Below are 18,115 nucleotides of genomic sequence, written 5' to 3' on the forward strand. Positions count from 1 at the left end.
CTGAATCAGGGGATACTTCTCCCCTGATTTTATTTATCAAAATCTGTAAACAGAAAAGAGCTGGCTTCCATGAACCTCGATTTTTCTCAAATAGTCCCCTACATACCGTTTATGCTGAAAGGAATCTGGACGACGATTCAATTTGTTTTTGTCGCCATCATACTCGGTTCGATTCTCGGAACGGTGCTCGCACTGTTCAAAATTGGCAAAACCAAAGGGCTGCGCTGGTTCGCTGACGCTTATACCTCGATCTTTCGCGGCACGCCGCTGATCCTGCAGCTGATGATCATTTACTATTCGATTCCGCAGTTGACCGGTTATGACATCAACCCGTTCATGTCCGCAGTGCTCGCATTCGGCTTGAATTCCTCGGCTTATATTTCTGAAATCATCCGCGCCGGCATCCAGGCGGTCGACAAAGGACAGATGGAAGCGGCACAAGCGCTCGGCATTCCCTACCGCGCGATGATGAAAGATATCATTCTGCCGCAGGCGCTGAAAAATATATTGCCAGCTCTGATGAATGAATTTATCACGTTGACAAAAGAATCCGCCATCGTGTCGACCATCGGTTACCTCGATCTGATGCGCCGGGCACAAGTGGTCGGCTCGGACCTGTTCCGGAATTTCGAACCGCTCCTGTTCGTCGGATTCATCTATTGGTGCATGGTCATGGTGCTGACTGTGATTGGCAGAATGTTTGAACGGAGGCTGAAGTTAAGTGATTAAAGTGCAGAATCTTTATAAAAAATTCGGTTCCAACCTGGTGCTGAATGATATTTCTACAACCATCAAACAAGGCGAAGTCGTATCAATCATCGGCCCATCCGGTTCCGGCAAGTCGACGTTTCTGCGGTGCCTGAATTTTTTGGAACAGCCAAGCGCCGGTACCATAGAGATCAATGACATCGATTTGACTGCGAAAGGGGCAAACATTGACAAGAGCCGCCAGCAGATCGGCATGGTGTTCCAGCATTTCCATCTGTTCCCTCATTTGACGGTGCTGGAAAATCTGACTTATGCGCCGATCAAAGTGAAAGGTTTGAAACGGGCAGATGCTAATGAGCAGGCCAAGTTATTGTTGGCTAAAGTCGGCTTGTCCGATAAAGCGGCGGCCTACCCTTCCAGTTTGTCGGGCGGGCAGAAGCAACGCGTTGCCATTGCCCGCGCCCTGGCAATGGAGCCGGAGCTGCTGCTGTTCGATGAACCGACTTCCGCACTCGACCCCGAAATGGTCAAGGAAGTGCTGGATGTTATGAAAGACCTTGCGAAGTCCGGTATGACGATGGTCGTCGTCACTCATGAAATGGGCTTTGCCCGTGAAGTCGCAGACCGCGTCATATTTCTGGACCACGGCAGTCTCGTTGAAGAAGGAACACCGGCAGACTTTTTCGCCAATCCCAAAACAGACCGCGCGCGGGGCTTTTTGGAGAAAGTTCTGTAATGACCGCCATCTATATAAAACATTCAACCCAGTGGATAATTTCCTTCCACTGGGTTTTTATTGGCCGAACGTTCATCCCTTGCTCATATCTGTGGGCCCCACAGTGTTCATTGCCATGATATAATTACGGCAATGCGTTTAAATGAAATACGAGGTGGAAATTTTGTTCAGAAAATTGATAATCCTGTTTTTCGTCGTGTTTTTTATAGCCCTGATCATTTTCACGGCTGTGATGTTCCTGACGAATGAAGAAACGATCTATGATGAAGACGGCGTCACCCTTGCGATTAAGAAGCCGACGTTCGTGACACTTGGCGCGCCTGAAATTACTGAAGAAACTACGGACAAAACAGCCGTCCGCAATATGACTTTTGTCGGGTTGGACATCGGCACTTATACGATGACCGAACGCACATTGGAAAATGGCGTGACCATCCTTTTTGATGAATTGCATAATTCCGGCTGGCTGCCAGTCGCAATCACATTGATCCATCACGGACTTGAAGATCCGGAGATAAAATCCTGGAATCCGCGGCCTGTTTCAAGTGAAGCAGATGACGTTTTTGGCGAAGACCCGACCAGCAATCCATTTGGCACAATCGCAGCTGGCGGCAAGCATTACCTGCAAGGCAATTTATATGTGTCCCGCATCATCCCACAAGGCGAAGATGGCCAGGCTCATGAACTCCGGACGGAAAATCCGAATTTCACCATCGAAGAAGGCATGATGGAGAAAAGTTTTTGGCTGTCGCCAAAGCATTATCTTCATACTTGGGTGATGATTGCGGACGACCCCTTCTTTGAGAACGAGGAAGCGGAAGATGAATGGATCGAGTTTGCTCTCGACAACCGTTACCAGCAGTTGAACTGGCTGACACCGGATGGCCCTCTCGTCAAACTGCCGATCACCGATGACCCGCGTACGCAGCTTGCTTACGGCACCATCGATGAACGAACAGCTGATCTAACGTCCGCTGAATGGCATGCAACATCGCCATTCCTCTATTTCGAAACGATGCTGCTGAATGCGGAAGCGTCCCAGGAATAATAGAAGCTGGATGATTTTGAACTGAACTCCAAATGGAGGTGCTTTCTAAAAGCGCCGGCAATTGGCATTCAGTTCATTTTTTATTTCATGGAATTTTTCTTCATTAAATGTGAGTCATTCTACTTTAAATAAACTGAAAAATCAGTATAATCAAGGTAACAGGATACTCTTCTTCGGCTGGTGCAATATCTTATCTCAGAAGGAGGCTGATGGTTATGGAACGCAAAGATATTGATTTAAGGGAACTCGAACGCCTAATGGACGAGGACTATTATGCTGCGTTGAATATGATCGGTGAAGGGGCTCCTGATTACGTGCCGACCGATGAAGAAATTGAGGCCCTAGCTGAAATGAAACGCAAAAGAGACAAAGAGAAAAAGCTTCATTAACAAATGAATCAAAAAAACCAATTGAAAGTCCTCTGCATTCATTTGGCATAAATTTCCCTAAAAAAGAAACCCCCGCATTATGCGGGGGTTTCGCGCGTTATTGAAAAAGTTGCTGCTTTAGTACAACTCTCGATTTAAGAATCGGCACTTGTTTTTTACTCCATCATATCCGCTACGATTTCGTAAGAACGCAAACGGTCTTCGTGGTGGAAAATCTGGGAGTTGACGATGATTTCGTCAGCTCTTGTTTTGTTGATGAACGCCGTCAGTTTCTCACGGACCACGTCAGGTGTTCCGACAATCGTCGATTCGGAAGCCATTTTTTCGCGGTAGATCTGTATTTCACGCGGTGACCACACATCTTCAATCTTATCGATCGGCGCATGGAAAGTGGTTGGTTCGCCGCGCATCAAGCTGAACATTTGCTGCTGTTGCGAAGTGGCAAGCCATTCCGCTCGTTCCTGCGTGTCCGCGGCAATGATGTTGACGCCAAGCATCGCGTAAGGCTTATCGAGCGCTTTCGATGGCTTGAAGTTTTGGTGATACAATTGCAGTGCCTGCATCATATAATCCGGCGCAAAATGGCTGGCAAATGAAAACGGCAACCCTTTTTGCGCTGCCAGCTGTGCACTGAATCCACTTGAACCCAGCAGCCAAATCGGAATTTTCAAGTCCGTTCCTGGATAAGCTTGCACACGGCCTGCCGGGTTCGGTGAAAAATAATTTTCCAATTCCGCGACAAGTTGCGGGAATTCATCGCCTGTCGTGCCCAAAGTGCGGCGCAGCGCGTAGGAAGTGCCCTGATCGCTGCCCGGCGCACGGCCAAGGCCAAGATCGATGCGCCCCGGGTAAATTGTTTCCAACGTGCCGAACTGCTCCGCAATGACAAGCGGTGCATGGTTCGGCAGCATGACGCCACCCGATCCTACGCGGATCGATTCCGTATGGCCGGCAATATGGCCGATCAGTACCGAAGTTGCTGAACTTCCGATTCCCGGCATATTATGATGCTCCGCAAGCCAGAAACGGCTGAATCCGTGTTGCTCGACATGTTGTGCAAGGTCCACGCTATTTTTAAATGCCTGTGCTGTTTCGGCTCCCTCGTTGATCGGCGCCAAATCCAGCACTGCTAGTGGTATATTGTTAAATTTCTTTATTACCATAATACATTTCACTCCTTCTCACAATAATTGTAGCGAATTTCCCAGAATCAGGCATCCTTTCAGCTCACAGAAAATATTACTGTCGTAAAAAGGTTTGGTAAAAAAATAAAAGCCAGAGCTTTTTTGCTCCGGCTTTTTCATCATGTTCTATATGGAAGGTTACTTAAATTATCAGCCGGCGCTCTGACAGAACTTTGGCGAGCGACGCTTCAAAACGCATCCCAATTGTGGCGCGCAATGCATGCAAATGCTTCGCGTGATCCGGATTCACACCGGTAATGATATTGCTGATCCCCATAATTTTAAAAGTCTGGAGCAGTGAATTCAGGTAGCTCATACCTTCCGGGCTGATATTGCCCATTGCAGTAAGGTCAAGAATCACTGTTTCGGCTTGTGTTTCATAAACATCACGCAAAATCTGGTCACGGATCGATTCAATTTTTGCTGAATCCAGATCTCCGAAAAGCGGTATCAACAAATGCCCATTACCAAGTTCAATCGTCGGTGCCGATAACTCACTCACCCGCTGCAGCAATTTATCCGCTCGCTCCTTTTCAAGCAGAAGATCATAATTCGTATCGTTCAACCGGTTGCGCAGGCTTGAAAGCTGAGCAGCAATCTTCGAGACGTTATCATCCTTCGGAACAGCGATGACATTCAGAACAAATTCACTGTGCCATCGGCAATGAAGATCACAAAGCTTTGAGCTGCCATCGCTGTTTTTAAAGTTCAATTCAACCGGTCCGGAAAAGTTGGAAGTTTGAAGAAAATCCCGCGCTTTTGACACGCTTCCTGCGTCAAGGAGTTCCAGAAAAGACTTGGCTTTGCCAAACATGGAATGTGCTGTTTCAGAAGCGCCAACAATTTCCAACTCACTATTCAATTGAAAAGTTGGCAACGGCAAGCTATCCAATGGAGATATTGATGTCATTTTCTGCTTCCTTTCCGGTATTCAGCCAGTTTTTTAATTGTGGCAAATCTTTTACCACCAAGGTACCTTCAGTGCGGAGTTTCATCATGTCCGCAGTTGCAACAGCTCGTCCTCCGATAATGACAGTAGGTGGAAAATCGAGTTTCTGGAACGCCTCAGAGTAAGTTTTTAACGCCGGCAGCCGGTAGGCAAGCGCTGCTGACATGGCCACCACATCAGGCTTCCAACGCCGAGCTGATTCGAGTGCCGCATCCAGTGGGAGGTTGGGACCCATATATTGCACCTGCCAGCCGTGATCCTTGAATAAGGATGCAACCATTTTCAGGCCGATATAATGGTCTTCCCCTTCCGGGCCCAGTATCATGACTTTGCGTGCTTCGCCTTTTTTTGACTTGCGCTTCAATTCCGCAGCGGAAACAACAAAATCACAAATCGCTGTTGCTAAATGCTCATCTGCCACTGAAATGATATTTTCCTGCCACCAATCACCGATCAAATACATCGCTGGCGTCACCAAATCGTGGTAAAGCTCATTATGCGAATGATTCTCCAAATACCCGAGGACAACTTCCATAGCTCTTTCATCTTCACCAGCCAAAAACATTTCTGCCAGTTCTCTTGGTTGTAATGTCATGCCAACCTCCTTCTTGCTCATGCCTGCTTCAATAATACATTCGCTTTTTCTAAGCAAGTGTTCATGAAATTTTCTTCATCTGCTGTCACTTTGCCCGGCAATATATCCATCAATCGCTCAAAATTATCGACGATCAAGTTTGTTTCAATGCCGCGGCTTCGCAATACCGATTCCAGCCATTTAGTGTAATCCAGAAAAATCGCCTCATCCTCCATGGCAAAAGCCGTTTCCAAATGGTCCAGATGATGATGATTATCTTTTTCGGTGTGAATAAAACCTTTTTCCCCGAAACGTTCCCATAAATCCGGGTATGCCGCATATATACTCTTTGCCGTTTCAGCGGCAATCAATTGCTTTGTCTCGATTTTCATTCGGCAACTACCTCATATTGGCGGACTGTCGGAATGATCCCGGCAAGTTCCTGATCAGGATAATTCTTCTCCATATCATGGATCTCCTTGAATTCCTGGCTTCGTGCCCAGGCAAGGTATGCCCCTTTGGATTCCCATTCCATGTGGACAGTCAGTTCATTTTTCTTTTTAGTATTTTGGATCAGCTTGAATGAAAGAAAGCCTTCATTCGCATCCACTCTTCGTGATCGTTTCTGGTAAATGCCAATCACTTCATTCGTTTTTTCCGGAGACACCACCACTGTAGAAGTTACAATATACATTTTATGGTAATCCTCCATTCTAATTTCGATTAAATAATTATAACATTGAGGCACCCGAACTTAAAGAAAGAGCCGGGTATGCCAGTTTAATTGCCTCCCCAAAAAAGGCCTCCACATTAATGGCCGCTCACATTTTACATATGAAAAGAGTCGTCATAAATCGGTTTTACATGAAGATCATAGTGGTTTTTCACTTCTTCGATTGGATAAATGGAACCGGCAGAATCTGGACCTTCCAATTCTTCAATATGCTGCATGACCTGGTCCGCAAAATATTTGCCGCATGCGACTTCATTCGGGTAGAGTTCACGGGCCTTCGTAACGAACTCTTCATCGATAGTTTGGTTAAACGCATAATATAACGCCGCATTAATGATTGTCAGGGAATCTCCTGCCACGTTTGAGACAATATAATAATTGCCATAATCATCTTTTAACAAATCCCGTCCAGCTTGAATTTCCATGAAAATCTCCTCCTCGTCTCTTCCAGCTATACCCTTCGAAGAGTTTCAGAAAACGCAGATATCGTATCCAGCAAGCCGAACGAATGCTCAAAAGCTGTACCTGCACACTTCGCTCCCACTTAAACCGCTACCAAATCTCCGAACAGCGCAATCAGCAGCAAACTGACCGAGCCGACAGAAACCGCCGCTATCAACCCGATATAAAATGGTGTGATTCCCATCCCTTTAAACACCCGCAGATTCGTCGATAATCCGACCCCCGCCATGGCAAGGCCCAGCATATAGGTGGAGCCAAAGGAACTCCAGAAACTGTGGAACTCCGCCCACGCTCCGGGTGACAGCAAGCCGAATGCCTGGCCGCTGGATGCAGCCGTTGCATCTCCCACTGAGCGCAGCAGCGACAGCAGCAGAAATCCGAGAATGAAAAGCGGAAACAGCTTGTACCATTTTGGCAATTCACTTCCACTGCCTTTTCCTTTGCTGTTATGGAAAAACAGATAGGAAAGAAACGGAATGACCGCAATGATGAAGACGTTGCGGGTCAGTTTTGTTATCGTTGCGACATCGATCACTTCATTGGCGTCGAACACTTGCGCATAAATTAAGGCCGCCCCTGTGACCTGGGCCGTATCATGAATAGCGGTGCCAAGGAATAATCCGGCTTTAACGGGATTGTCCGCAAAAAAGAAGTGCGCAAGATAAGGATAGAACAGCATGCCGATCAATCCGAAAATGGTGATATTAGCAACGGCATAGGAAATTTCGTTTTCCTTCGCTTTTATGACGGGTGCTGTCGCCATTATAGCGGTGACTCCGCAGATGCCGGTGCCGGTGGCAATCAAGGTGCCCAGCCGGTTCGACTGATTCAGTTTGCGGGTGAAGTACAAAGTCACGAACAAGCCGGTTGCGATGCAGGCAACGATCAACGGCAAGCCCCAGGCTCCCAGTTTTAATGCTTCACTCAAGCTCAGGCGCAAACCGAGAAGAATGATGCCCGCACGCAATGCATATTTCACCACAAAATCGATGCCGTCATCGAAAACTGCCGGAATCCCGAGCACATTGCGAATCCCAATTCCAAGCAGGATGGCAGTAAAAATTCCGGATACCGGGCTGGCACTTCCCTCCGGCATGATGCCTCCCGCAATTAATAAAGTGCCAATCTGGCTTGCTGCATAAATTCCAGCGACCATTACACCGGCACTGAGCAGCAGACCCGGAATTTTTTTCAAGATTATCTCAGCAAAAGTTTCTGGATTTACCATACATTAATCTCCTCGTCCAGTCGTTACTATATTTCATATAATATCATCTATGCCTTGTTTGTGGGGTCTGAATAAGATTGGAACACAAATAAAACCAGGTCTTAGTCGACCTGGTCAAACGGAGCTACTATTTTAATCCAATTCGGCAAAAGAGCAAATGCTGAAAAAAATTAAATGAACATTTTTCTGATAACCTGAATCACTCTTGTCTGTTCTTCTTCTGACATATTCGATCCTGAGGGAAGGCACAAGCCATATCGAAAGAGCTTTTCACTAACAGCAACTTTGCCTTCATGCGGATAGAATCTTGCAGATTCGAATAGCTTCTGCGTGTGCAATGGTTTCCATACGTAGCGCGCCTCAACCCCTTCTTCCTCCAATGCCCGTTTCAACCGGTGAGGTGTATTTCGCGTTTTGGCAGGATCTAACAGCAACACTGTCAGCCAGCGATTCGAGTAACTGTCTGCAAGTTCAGGCTGGAAGCTGACTGCCGGCAAGTCAGCCAATTCTTTTTCGTAGCGCTCGTATACGGCGCGCCTCGCAGCCACCCGATCATCAATCACTTCCAGTTGTGCTCGACCAATCCCGGCCAATACATTGCTCAATCGATAATTATAGCCCACTTCACTGTGTTTATAGAACGGGGCTTCGTCCTTCGCCTGTGAAGACAGGAAACGGGCTTTTTGTATTGCTTTATCATCATTCGAAACCAGCATTCCCCCACCCGAAGTAGTAATTATCTTGTTGCCATTGAATGAGAAGATGCCATACTTTCCGATTGAACCGCTTGGCCTTCCTTTATATCGGGATCCCAGGGATTCGGCGGCGTCTTCAATGACAGGAACTCTATATTCTTTGCAAATTGCCATCAGTTCATCCATTTTTGCACTTTGGCCATAGAGGTTAACGATTATGACAGCCTTTGGAAGCGCGCTTTCCGAAAGCGCCTCGTTCAACGCGCGGCGAAGTGCCTGTGGTGACATATTCCAGGTTTCTTCTTCAGAATCAATGAATACTGGTTCAGCCGCTAAATACAAAATCGGATTTGCACTGGCGATGAAAGTAAGGGATGCACAAAATACCCTATCCCCCGGTTGGACCCCGATAAGTTTCAATGCCAGATGGATGGCTGCAGTTCCTGAACTCAAAGCAGCTGCTGAATTAGTTCCAACATACGACGCAAAATCTTTTTCAAACCTGTCGACATTCGGCCCCATTGGTGCAATCCAATTTGAACGAAATGCGTCTTCAATATACTTCATTTCATTTCCCGTCATATGTGGCGATGAGAGGAGAATCTTCGATTTTTCCTTTACCGGAATTGGAGTCGGAGCTGTATCCAAACTTTCCGTAGATGGTAAGATTTTCATATTAAAAATGCACCTCTCTTATTGGCCATTGAAACGATGGAAAGTGAAGCTATATTTACTGGTTTCATCCTGGCACCCCATTTCACATATTGTTGCTTTGCAGCAATTCCCTAATTTCCTATCCGCTCATATAGAACTCAAGCAAATTCTTCATTGGCATTCCATTGTTTTTCCAGATCTACTTTCACATTTTCGACCGGTTTTGCTTTACGGTTTGCAAGACCGAGGAGTTTTTCCTTCACTTCTTCTTCCGTCATTTCCGGCAATTTGCTTAAAACCATTGCAAGCTCCATTTCACTGATCGGTGTCGCCTTGCCAATGTAAATCTTCGGATAAACCTTTTCTGTTTGGATTTCATTGGCATCAAGAAGCTCTTCATACAGCTTTTCGCCGGGCCGGATACCTGTATACTGAATCTTGATTTCATTTTCTTCATAACCTGATAACCGAATCATATTGCGGGCTAAATCGGTGATTTTCACTGGCTGTCCCATATCCAGCACAAAAACCTCACCGCCTGAAGCCAGGAGTCCCGCCTGAATTACCAGCCTGGAAGCCTCTGGAATCGTCATGAAATAACGAGTCATTTCTGGGTCAGTAATCGTGACCGGTCCACCGTTCGCTATTTGCTCACGGAATAATGGCACCACACTGCCGCGCGATCCAAGCACATTGCCGAATCTGACAGCAGCAAAAGTCGTGTCGCTCTTTTTCGCTAAATTTTGTATAACCATTTCCGCAAAACGTTTTGTTGCCCCCATGATGTTTGGGGGATTAACTGCCTTGTCAGTCGAAACCAGCACAAATTTCCCTATCCCGAATGCATCGGCAGCTTCTGCTACATTCTTAGTGCCGATAATGTTATTTTTTACGGCTTCAAAAGGATTCGCTTCCATTAAAGGAACATGTTTATGTGCAGCAGCGTGATATATGACATCCGGTTTATACTGTTCGATGATAGTGAAAATTCGTTTACGGTCCTGCACATCAGCTATGATTGGCACCACCTTGATACCGGTCGGCAGATTAGTGCGCAATTCTTTATCAATTGTATAAATGGAATTTTCTCCATGGCCCAGCAGCAGGATGCTGGCCGGTTTGAAATTACCGAGCTGCCGACAGATTTCAGACCCAATCGAGCCACCCGCACCGGTAACCATGATGATCTTGCCTTTGAGTTTTTCCTTAATCGCATCCATATCCAGCTTTACTTCTTCTCTCCCCAATATGTCTTCAATTTTCACATCACGAATATCGTTGACTGTGACTTTGCCGAGCATCAGGTCTTCAATCCGAGGTATTGTCTGTGTTTTGACCCCCGTATTAATGCAGAGCTTGGTCAGCTCGGCCATGCTGTTGCGCGTGAGAGATGGAATCGCAATGACAATCTGATCAATATTGTAAGGAACCACTACTTCCGGTATATCCTTCAGCCCGCCTACAACCGGTAGTCCATATACTTCCAGCCCCCATTTATCTTCCTTATCATCTACAAAAATTACCGGGTTTCTTCCCCATTCCGGACTTTGCTGCATCTGTCTGACAATCATTCTTCCAGCCTGCCCCGCTCCGACTACCAAGGTGCGATTTTTATTGACTGTTTTACGCTGGAGCGACCATTCATTGTATAAGCGCAGCGAGATTCTGGAAGCTCCGAGCAACAAGATCAACAGCATCCACGTCAGCATCAGTGTGCGTGTGTACAGTTGCCCGGAATATGCTAATTGCATCACCATGGTGACAAATAATGTGAACGTAACCGCTTTGACAACTGACTTCAGCTCTTCTATGGATGCATAAATCCACATTTTTTTATAGAGCCCGTAATGCCAGGCAAATGAATGGTAGCCTATGAAAAGTGTTGTCATGCTGATCAATAGAATTTCATTGCTGAAAACATTTTCATACGGGTACAGGAAAAAATAACAGAGAAATATGGATGATAGAAGTATCAGTGAATCAAATGTAGATAATAAAAGATACCTTTTTTTAATCTTCAATATAATAGCTCCTTTCATCTTCCGATTTTAGAGCTCCGCATCCTATATAAACCCAACTGAATCCACCCTCAATTGGCAAATAATTCGTGAAACTTGGTATCACAATTGTTTGTTTGCAAATTCACTAATATAAAGCACCCTGCAATACCTGCCTTTATAGGCGTTCAACATTAAGATTATCCACATGACGAGAGTTGCTGGGGCAAGGATCATAGTCGATATCCAGCTGACTCCCGGTAGCATTCCCAACAATAAATAGGCGCAGGCAAATACGATTGAAATATATATCGATTGAAGAGCATGATAGCGAACAAAACGATTTTCCCGCTCCACGATGAGCATGATGAAGCCCGATACAAAGCCAAATAGATAAGTGAGCAAACCTGCAACATTCTCCGAAAGTCCCAGTGAAGTCCCCGATGGTATCCGTATTGCATCACTGGATTTCAGTTTGAAGACAGTTTGACTTTCAAATTTTTGCAGTCGTTTTTCTTCTGGTAACTTGAAATTATCTTCAACCATTCTATTTCCTCCTTTATTCTAAATCCATTAATATCAATACTAATTAAATCAGGTTAAAATTAAGTTAAAAAGACTAATAATTCAAAAAACTTAGAAAATTAGTTTATAATTACAAAAATACCAAAAAAAGCTGGTAAGGAGTAGTTCCTTATCAGCTTTTTTTGGTATTTAGATTGAGTTTTAAAAATGACTTTACTTAAGCACATTATTGTTTGGCAAATTTATAACCAAAGCCTCTGACGGTCTGGATGTATATGGGCTTTGCGGGATCCTTTTCAACTTTCTTTCGCAAATTGCTGATATGCACTTTAACGGTCTGTATTTCCCCTTCCGAATAATAGCCCCAGACTCTGTCGTATAATTGTTCAGCGGTCCACACCCTGTTCGGATTCTGAGCCAGCAGCAACAGCAACTGAAATTCCTTATAAAAGAGTTTCACCTGCTCGCCATCGATGTAAAGTTCCCGGGCATCCAAGTGAATATGCAAATCATCGTATTTCAAAACCTCAAGCTTACTTTCCTCATTCATTTTCCAGCCGTCTCTGCGCAACAATGCTCGTATTCGGGCATCCAGTTCATTAAAATCAAAGGGCTTGGTGATGTAATCATCTGCCCCTGCCTCCAATCCATCAATTTTATAACTCATATCTTTCAAATAACTGATGAACAAGATGGGCGTTTTTGCAATTTGGCGGATTTGTTCACAAGTTTCCATTCCATTCATTCCCGGCATTTCGATATCCAGCAGGATTAAATCCACTTTTTCTCTGGCCACTAAATCCATCGCTTGAAAACCATCTTCTGCATCGATGACTGTATATCCTTTTTTAACAAGGAATAAATGGATCAGCTCGCGAATGCCTTCTTCATCTTCCACAATCAGTATAGTAGCCTCAGACATAGTTTTTCCTCCTCAACCTGATTTATACAAAGGTAAAGCAATAAAGAATGAACTGCCGACTCCCACTTCGCTTTCAGCCCAAATTCTGCCGTTATGGGACTGAACAATCTCTTTCGCAATGGCCAATCCAAGTCCACTGCCTTTCTTTTCGGATTTATTATCAATCTTAAAGAAACGATCAAAGATATGCGGCAAAACTTCTTCAGGTATGCCGTAGCCAGTATCCGATATTTTGATGAGTATTTCCCCTTGACCCCCACCATCCTCTGGATCTTGTTCGTTTTCGGCAATCAGATGGATTTCACTGGAAACAGTTATTTTGCCGTCGACGGAAGACGTATTTTTGACGGCATTCCATAAAACATTTGAAAACACCTGATCCATCCGATCATTATCAATGGATACATAATAATCCCCACAATCCTCAATTCGCTCCTCTGAATAGATATATTCAAAAATACGGCCGCTTTGTGAGATATCCGCTTCCATGGCTATAATTAACCTTTCCAGCCATTCTCCAAAGTTAAGGCTGTCGAATCGCAAGGTCATATTACCGGATTTGTATTTGCCGAGCTCAACCAGATCTTCAGTCAAACGCTCCAGCAGGACCAGTTTTTTATGGATCATATCGAGGTAACGCGGGTTCTTTTCATCGATCAGACTTTCTTTTACAGCCTGAATATAGCTATGGATCAATGTGATGGGCGTGCCAAGTTCATGGGAAATGGAAGACAGCATTTCATTGCGTGATTTCTCGATTTCCTGGATTTCATCATTGACTGTGATCAGGTTCATATTGGTAATTTCCAATGCCATTGTTTTCTCTTTCACATTGCGCTCCAGCACATAATTCATATTCGTTATTTCCTGTGTCAAAGACCTGAGATTCGCTAAAGTGTCTACACGCAATAAAAACTCTTCCTTATCACATGGTTTAATCAGGTAATCATTGGCGCCTGAAGAAAAAGCATCCATTTTTTCCTTAACGTCCACTTTTGTCGACAGCATCAATATCGGCACTTCCGTCAATATGAATTTTTGCCGAATTTTCCTGCACAACTCATTGCCACTCATATCTTCCAAATCCCAATCCAGAATGACAATATCAATTTGCTCGGTTTCCATGATTTTCAAAGCTTCTGAGCCCGCTCCCGTTCCGACGGCTGTATAATTTTCCTTTTGAAGCTGGCTGATTAAAATGCTTCGATCGATGGGTTCTTTTTCAACCACCAGAACCCTTACTTTCTTGCTGCTTTTCAATCTTGAAGATAAGGACTCCGTTAATTCTTCCATACTGATTTCTTCAATCATGTTGTAGTCTTCTCTATCGCTCTCGATTATTTCCTCATTGTAGACGGGCAATGTAAAAGTGAACGTGGTTCCTTCACCTTTGACCGATTCAGCTTTTAGCCATCCCCCATGCAGTTCAATAAGGCGTTTACTGATATGAAGCCCTATCCCGCTGCTTTTATTTTCCCGTTGGTTCATTGGATCAAAAAGGTATTTCAATCTCTCGGCATCAATTCCACAACCGGTATCGCGGACTGTAATCGCAAGTTGATTGTCTGATCTTTTTGCAGATACCACTATCTCGCCCTGTTCTGTATGTTTAATGGCATTATCAATCAAGTTGTAAAGAATTTGCTGAGTCCGGTAAGGGTCTGCTAAAGCATCAGGCAAGTTCTGCGGCAATGTCTCGTAAAGACGGATTTCGGTACCTTTCAGGAGCGGACGGCAAACTTCCAGAACTTCATCGAGCAACCGATTAATGCTGACAGGTTCTACGTGTATATCCAGTATATTTTGCTTGATTCTTGAAAAATCTGTAATATCGGTAATTTTCTGAGCCAATCTTTTACCGTGATTAACAATGAGATCCAATTGCTTTGTTTGATTTTCATTCAAGCGGGTCACGCTTTCTTCCATAAGCTTCTCAGCAATGCCGATCATTCCATACAATGGGGTACGAAGGCTGTGGGACGTAACTTCCAGCAATTCGTTTTTTCTTGCATCAGCCTGCCTTAACGATTCCACTTCAAATTGCAATTTTTGCATTGTCTTTTTGTCGCGTTTCACAAGTTCTGCCGCTCTTCCTTTTTCTTTGGCGGCAAGAGCGATTGCCGAGAAAATAATCCCCGCAATAACTGATAAGGTCAATGTGGTTTCGTAATAGTCAGTCAATGGTACCCATGCGAGGTGTAATACTCCGTATTGGACAAGGCTGATCAGCAGAAAAATAAAAGACACCAGATGAAATTTTAAATATGGCTGTTCATATTTCCTGCTTGTGGCAGTCAGATACAATATATTCATTAATGTGATGAACGAAATAAAATAGATGGAAATGCTCGCAAAGGCAAACGAAATAAATTGAAATAGCATGATTATAATTACAGCGAGCGTCGTATAGTTGAAAACCAACTTTAATTTGGTGTCCTTTTTCATCTTTTCAAAAATAGCTCCAATATAAAGCAGCCCGAATATATTCGCTAAGCCCATTGCAATCAGCATGACATGCTGGCTCGCCGGGATTAGGAAAGGAACCAGTTGAATGACACTGTAATTCGACATCACACTGATTGTGCCCAGCAGTGAAAGGGCAAAAAGAAGAAAATATAAATAAATCAATTGCCGCTTACTATAGAAAAGGTATATGTAAAAGGCAGATATTATCATTGCCATGCCCAACAGTATGCCCATCACGACAAGTGACGTCGTGATGGAATTTTCATAAGCTGATTTTTCCCAGATACTAATCGGCAACTGGAGCGGACCGTCTGCTTGCACATTCAAATAGAAAGTATCTGCATTTTGCATATTCAGATCAAAAATAACATCATTCGTTGAAAGTCCGCTACCGGATGAGGAGATATGGGATCTGGCAATTTCTTCCGCATAGCCTCCGGTGGCCAAGGAAGTATACAAAGTTGCCTCTCTTACAGAGGGATGAGGCAACACCAACAGCCATTCTATGTCGTTATCCACATCTTCAACAAAAAATTCGATCCACAGATTTTTTTCAGAAAACCCCAGGTGAATGATATCTTTGGAAACCGGCATAAAGCTCCAATTTACAGGAGCGGTGGCAACATCTGCTATTCCCAGTTTGTCTTCACTATCCTTAAGCATAGAAACTTCGGGTCCAATTTTATATTCTCTTTCAATTCCCTCTAATTTGATGTAGTCTCCATCTGAATGTGTATAACTCTCTCCACCTTTATTAATAAGAAGGAAAATCACCAAAATTGCGGATGCAATTTTCAGTACGGGCTTATATTTTTCTAAAAAAGCCTTCAATTCCTTCACCTCAATTTCAATTGGATGCTAAATTCATGGTTTTTTCTTTAAAATCAAATTATTGCATGTTTGATCAAAAAATATACATAAATCCTCCATAATCAAGGTATTTTTGTTCTTATTTAATTCATATTTACATTTTTTTCATAATATGTGGGTCTTGTAATTATGCATATCATACCATTAAGCTTAATAAAAGTGAATAATTTTTATTTCAGAAAATTCAATTAATGCTTTGTTCCCATAAATTTTTCATTCTAACAGAAAAAAACCGTTTGCGAGGCTGGCAGCCTCACAAACGGTCATCATCAAACTGGTGTTTTTTACAATTCTTTTCTTCATACATGGCCTTATCAGCTTCCTTCAGGATGGAGGACAACGTCGATTCAGGTTTCGGCATCGTCATCCCAATGCTCGTAGCTACTTCCAGCACAGTATTTCCAAATTCCCATGGCTGCATCATCCCTTGTCTGATTCTTTCAACTACAGTTGCCGCCGATTCAGGAACTTCTGCATCCGGTAATAAGATGATGAATTCATCCCCGCCTAAACGTGCAGCCAGATCTCCTTTACAGATTCCTGCCTGCAGCCGTTTGCCGAATTCCCGGATGACAGCATCACCTGTTTCGTGACCCCATTTATCATTGATTCCTTTGAATTTATCGATATCCAGCAGCAATACCGCAAAGCCCTTACCTTTGCTGTGGTAATCCACTAACGCCATTTCCAGTGATTCCTGAAAATAACGGCGATTGGGCATTCCAGTCAAGGGATCATGATAAGCGAAAAACTCAAGTTTTGTTTCATAATCTTTCTGCAGCGAGACGTCGCGAACAATCATGACCATGTGGCTGTAACAATCATTGTCATCGTAAACCGGGGTGCCGTGCAATTCCGACCAGATCCAATCCCCTTTTTTATGGCCAACACGGAGGCGCATCTTGCAGATTTCACCGCTTTTGATCGATGTACTCAAAGTGCTGTAAAGATCGTTTAAGTCCTCCGGATGAACATTATGGAAGGGCTCCTTGCCTTTATATTCTTCCGGAGTAAAACCGAAAATAGTTTCCAGTGAAGGAGAGATAAACAAATATTCTTTACGGTGATTGATGAGAATTATCAAGTCATAGGCGTTTTCTGCAATTACCCGGAAGTTTTTTTCGCTTTCCATATACAATTCGACCATTTGATCCAGCTCACGCATATCTTTAATGATCAAATAAAAGCCGGTGGTCACTTCCCGTATTTTGATGGGAATAAATTTCACCAAAACACCAAGGCGCGAACTTTTGTTGGGGCTGATGGTGATCCGGAAATTCGTATAAATTCCTTTTTTCGCCTTCCGAAAATTCTTGAGTGTTTTTCTCCGGTCCTCGGGCACAACAAAATCAAGTACTCGGCGTCCACTCAACTCTCCCAGAGCCATTCCACTGTGGCTTTGCACCACAGGATTTGCTCCCCTGATATTACCGTTCAAATCGAGTGTCAGAATGGCATCCGCATTCTGTTCAAACAGCGAATGATAATAGGAGCGGCTTTCTTCAAGGCTCTTCCATGCTTCCATACTTTCCTGTTTGGCTTCCACTTCATTGGTGATGTCCTGGACGATGCTGAATATATGCGTGCAATTGCCCTCATCATCAAGCATTGGCGTGAGGCGGGTTTTTGAATAGCGAAAATTTCCCTCCGGGTCAAAATAGCTGTCTTCGTAAACTATTTGCCTCCCCGTTTCCAAAGCTTTTTTGTACTGGGAATAAACCAAATCCGCAAGGTCAAATGATTGTGTATCAAAAAAGGTTTTTCCAATTGCTGATTCATTCAATTCCGTTTTTTGCATTGCCGACTGATTCAGGAATTCATAAAAAAATTCACCTCTTTCAACTCGGACGATAAAAACCATTTCCTGTACCCCATCCATTAATGCTTTTTCAAAAGATAGCGTACCTGCCCCTTGAATCATATAACTGCCCCCCTTGCCAGTGTATAGAACTTCGCTTACATACCTTTATACAGT

At 44.0% G+C, this 18,115-nt stretch carries 17 protein-coding genes; 4 read left to right on the forward strand and 13 right to left on the reverse strand.

The window, feature by feature from the left end; genetic code table 11:
• Positions 1–69 precede the first annotated feature (69 nt).
• The 4 genes from DHX103_RS03085 (at position 70) to DHX103_RS03100 (ending at position 2,881) form a co-directional block, all read left to right on the forward strand.
• Positions 70–729, forward strand: coding sequence for an amino acid ABC transporter permease (locus tag DHX103_RS03085; RefSeq protein WP_422123810.1), 660 nt, complete (start codon positions 70–72; stop codon positions 727–729).
• Positions 722–1,444, forward strand: a complete 723-nt coding sequence (locus tag DHX103_RS03090) for an amino acid ABC transporter ATP-binding protein (RefSeq protein WP_422123811.1) — start codon at positions 722–724, stop codon at positions 1,442–1,444. The genes DHX103_RS03085 and DHX103_RS03090 overlap by 8 nt, the downstream gene beginning before the upstream one ends.
• 154 nt (positions 1,445–1,598) lie before the next feature.
• Positions 1,599–2,492, forward strand: coding sequence for a hypothetical protein (locus DHX103_RS03095; protein WP_422124712.1), 894 nt, complete (start codon positions 1,599–1,601; stop codon positions 2,490–2,492).
• A gap of 215 nt (positions 2,493–2,707) precedes the next feature.
• Positions 2,708–2,881, forward strand: coding sequence for a hypothetical protein (locus tag DHX103_RS03100; RefSeq protein WP_422123812.1), 174 nt, complete (start codon positions 2,708–2,710; stop codon positions 2,879–2,881).
• Positions 2,882–3,036: 155 nt separating this feature from the next.
• Here the strand turns inward: DHX103_RS03100 and DHX103_RS03105 are convergent, their stop codons facing one another.
• From DHX103_RS03105 to DHX103_RS03165, 13 genes are all read right to left on the reverse strand, one after another.
• Positions 3,037–4,044, reverse strand: coding sequence for an LLM class flavin-dependent oxidoreductase (locus DHX103_RS03105; protein ID WP_422123813.1), 1,008 nt, complete (start codon positions 4,042–4,044; stop codon positions 3,037–3,039).
• 163 nt (positions 4,045–4,207) lie between these two features.
• Positions 4,208–4,975 carry an STAS domain-containing protein gene (locus DHX103_RS03110; RefSeq protein ID WP_422123814.1) on the reverse strand — a complete coding sequence of 256 codons (768 nt, stop codon included), beginning with the start codon at positions 4,973–4,975 and terminating at the stop codon, positions 4,208–4,210.
• Positions 4,950–5,609: a cobalamin B12-binding domain-containing protein gene (locus DHX103_RS03115; protein WP_422123815.1), complete on the reverse strand. Its 660-nt coding sequence runs from the start codon at positions 5,607–5,609 to the stop codon at positions 4,950–4,952. The genes DHX103_RS03110 and DHX103_RS03115 overlap by 26 nt, the downstream gene beginning before the upstream one ends.
• A gap of 17 nt (positions 5,610–5,626) precedes the next feature.
• Positions 5,627–5,980 (reverse strand): hypothetical protein, encoded by a 354-nt coding sequence (locus DHX103_RS03120; protein WP_422123816.1) that lies wholly within the window; start codon positions 5,978–5,980, stop codon positions 5,627–5,629.
• Positions 5,977–6,282: an antibiotic biosynthesis monooxygenase family protein gene (locus DHX103_RS03125; protein ID WP_422123817.1), complete on the reverse strand. Its 306-nt coding sequence runs from the start codon at positions 6,280–6,282 to the stop codon at positions 5,977–5,979. The genes DHX103_RS03120 and DHX103_RS03125 overlap by 4 nt, the downstream gene beginning before the upstream one ends.
• A 134-nt stretch (positions 6,283–6,416) precedes the next feature.
• Positions 6,417–6,746, reverse strand: a complete 330-nt coding sequence (locus DHX103_RS03130) for a hypothetical protein (RefSeq protein ID WP_422123818.1) — start codon at positions 6,744–6,746, stop codon at positions 6,417–6,419.
• Positions 6,747–6,865: 119 nt separating this feature from the next.
• Positions 6,866–8,011, reverse strand: a complete 1,146-nt coding sequence (locus DHX103_RS03135) for a YeiH family protein (RefSeq protein WP_422123819.1) — start codon at positions 8,009–8,011, stop codon at positions 6,866–6,868.
• Positions 8,012–8,181: 170 nt separating this feature from the next.
• On the reverse strand, positions 8,182–9,381 hold the full coding sequence (locus DHX103_RS03140) for a DegT/DnrJ/EryC1/StrS family aminotransferase (protein ID WP_422123820.1): 1,200 nt from the start codon (positions 9,379–9,381) through the stop codon (positions 8,182–8,184).
• Between the two features lie 137 nt (positions 9,382–9,518).
• Entirely contained in the window at positions 9,519–11,381 is a 1,863-nt protein-coding gene (locus tag DHX103_RS03145; protein ID WP_422123821.1) for a polysaccharide biosynthesis protein, read from the reverse strand.
• Between the two features lie 99 nt (positions 11,382–11,480).
• A complete protein-coding gene (locus DHX103_RS03150) occupies positions 11,481–11,903 on the reverse strand; it encodes a DUF4870 domain-containing protein (RefSeq protein WP_422123822.1) in 423 nt (140 codons plus the stop codon).
• Between the two features lie 205 nt (positions 11,904–12,108).
• Positions 12,109–12,804 carry a response regulator transcription factor gene (locus tag DHX103_RS03155; protein ID WP_422123823.1) on the reverse strand — a complete coding sequence of 232 codons (696 nt, stop codon included), beginning with the start codon at positions 12,802–12,804 and terminating at the stop codon, positions 12,109–12,111.
• A gap of 12 nt (positions 12,805–12,816) precedes the next feature.
• On the reverse strand, positions 12,817–15,933 hold the full coding sequence (locus tag DHX103_RS03160) for an ATP-binding protein (protein ID WP_422123824.1): 3,117 nt from the start codon (positions 15,931–15,933) through the stop codon (positions 12,817–12,819).
• A 460-nt stretch (positions 15,934–16,393) separates the two neighbouring features.
• Entirely contained in the window at positions 16,394–18,061 is a 1,668-nt protein-coding gene (locus DHX103_RS03165) for a diguanylate cyclase domain-containing protein (protein ID WP_422123825.1), read from the reverse strand.
• Positions 18,062–18,115 lie beyond the last annotated feature (54 nt).

Source organism: Planococcus daihaiensis (genome assembly GCF_049262615.1).
GTDB lineage: Bacteria > Bacillota > Bacilli > Bacillales_A > Planococcaceae > Planococcus.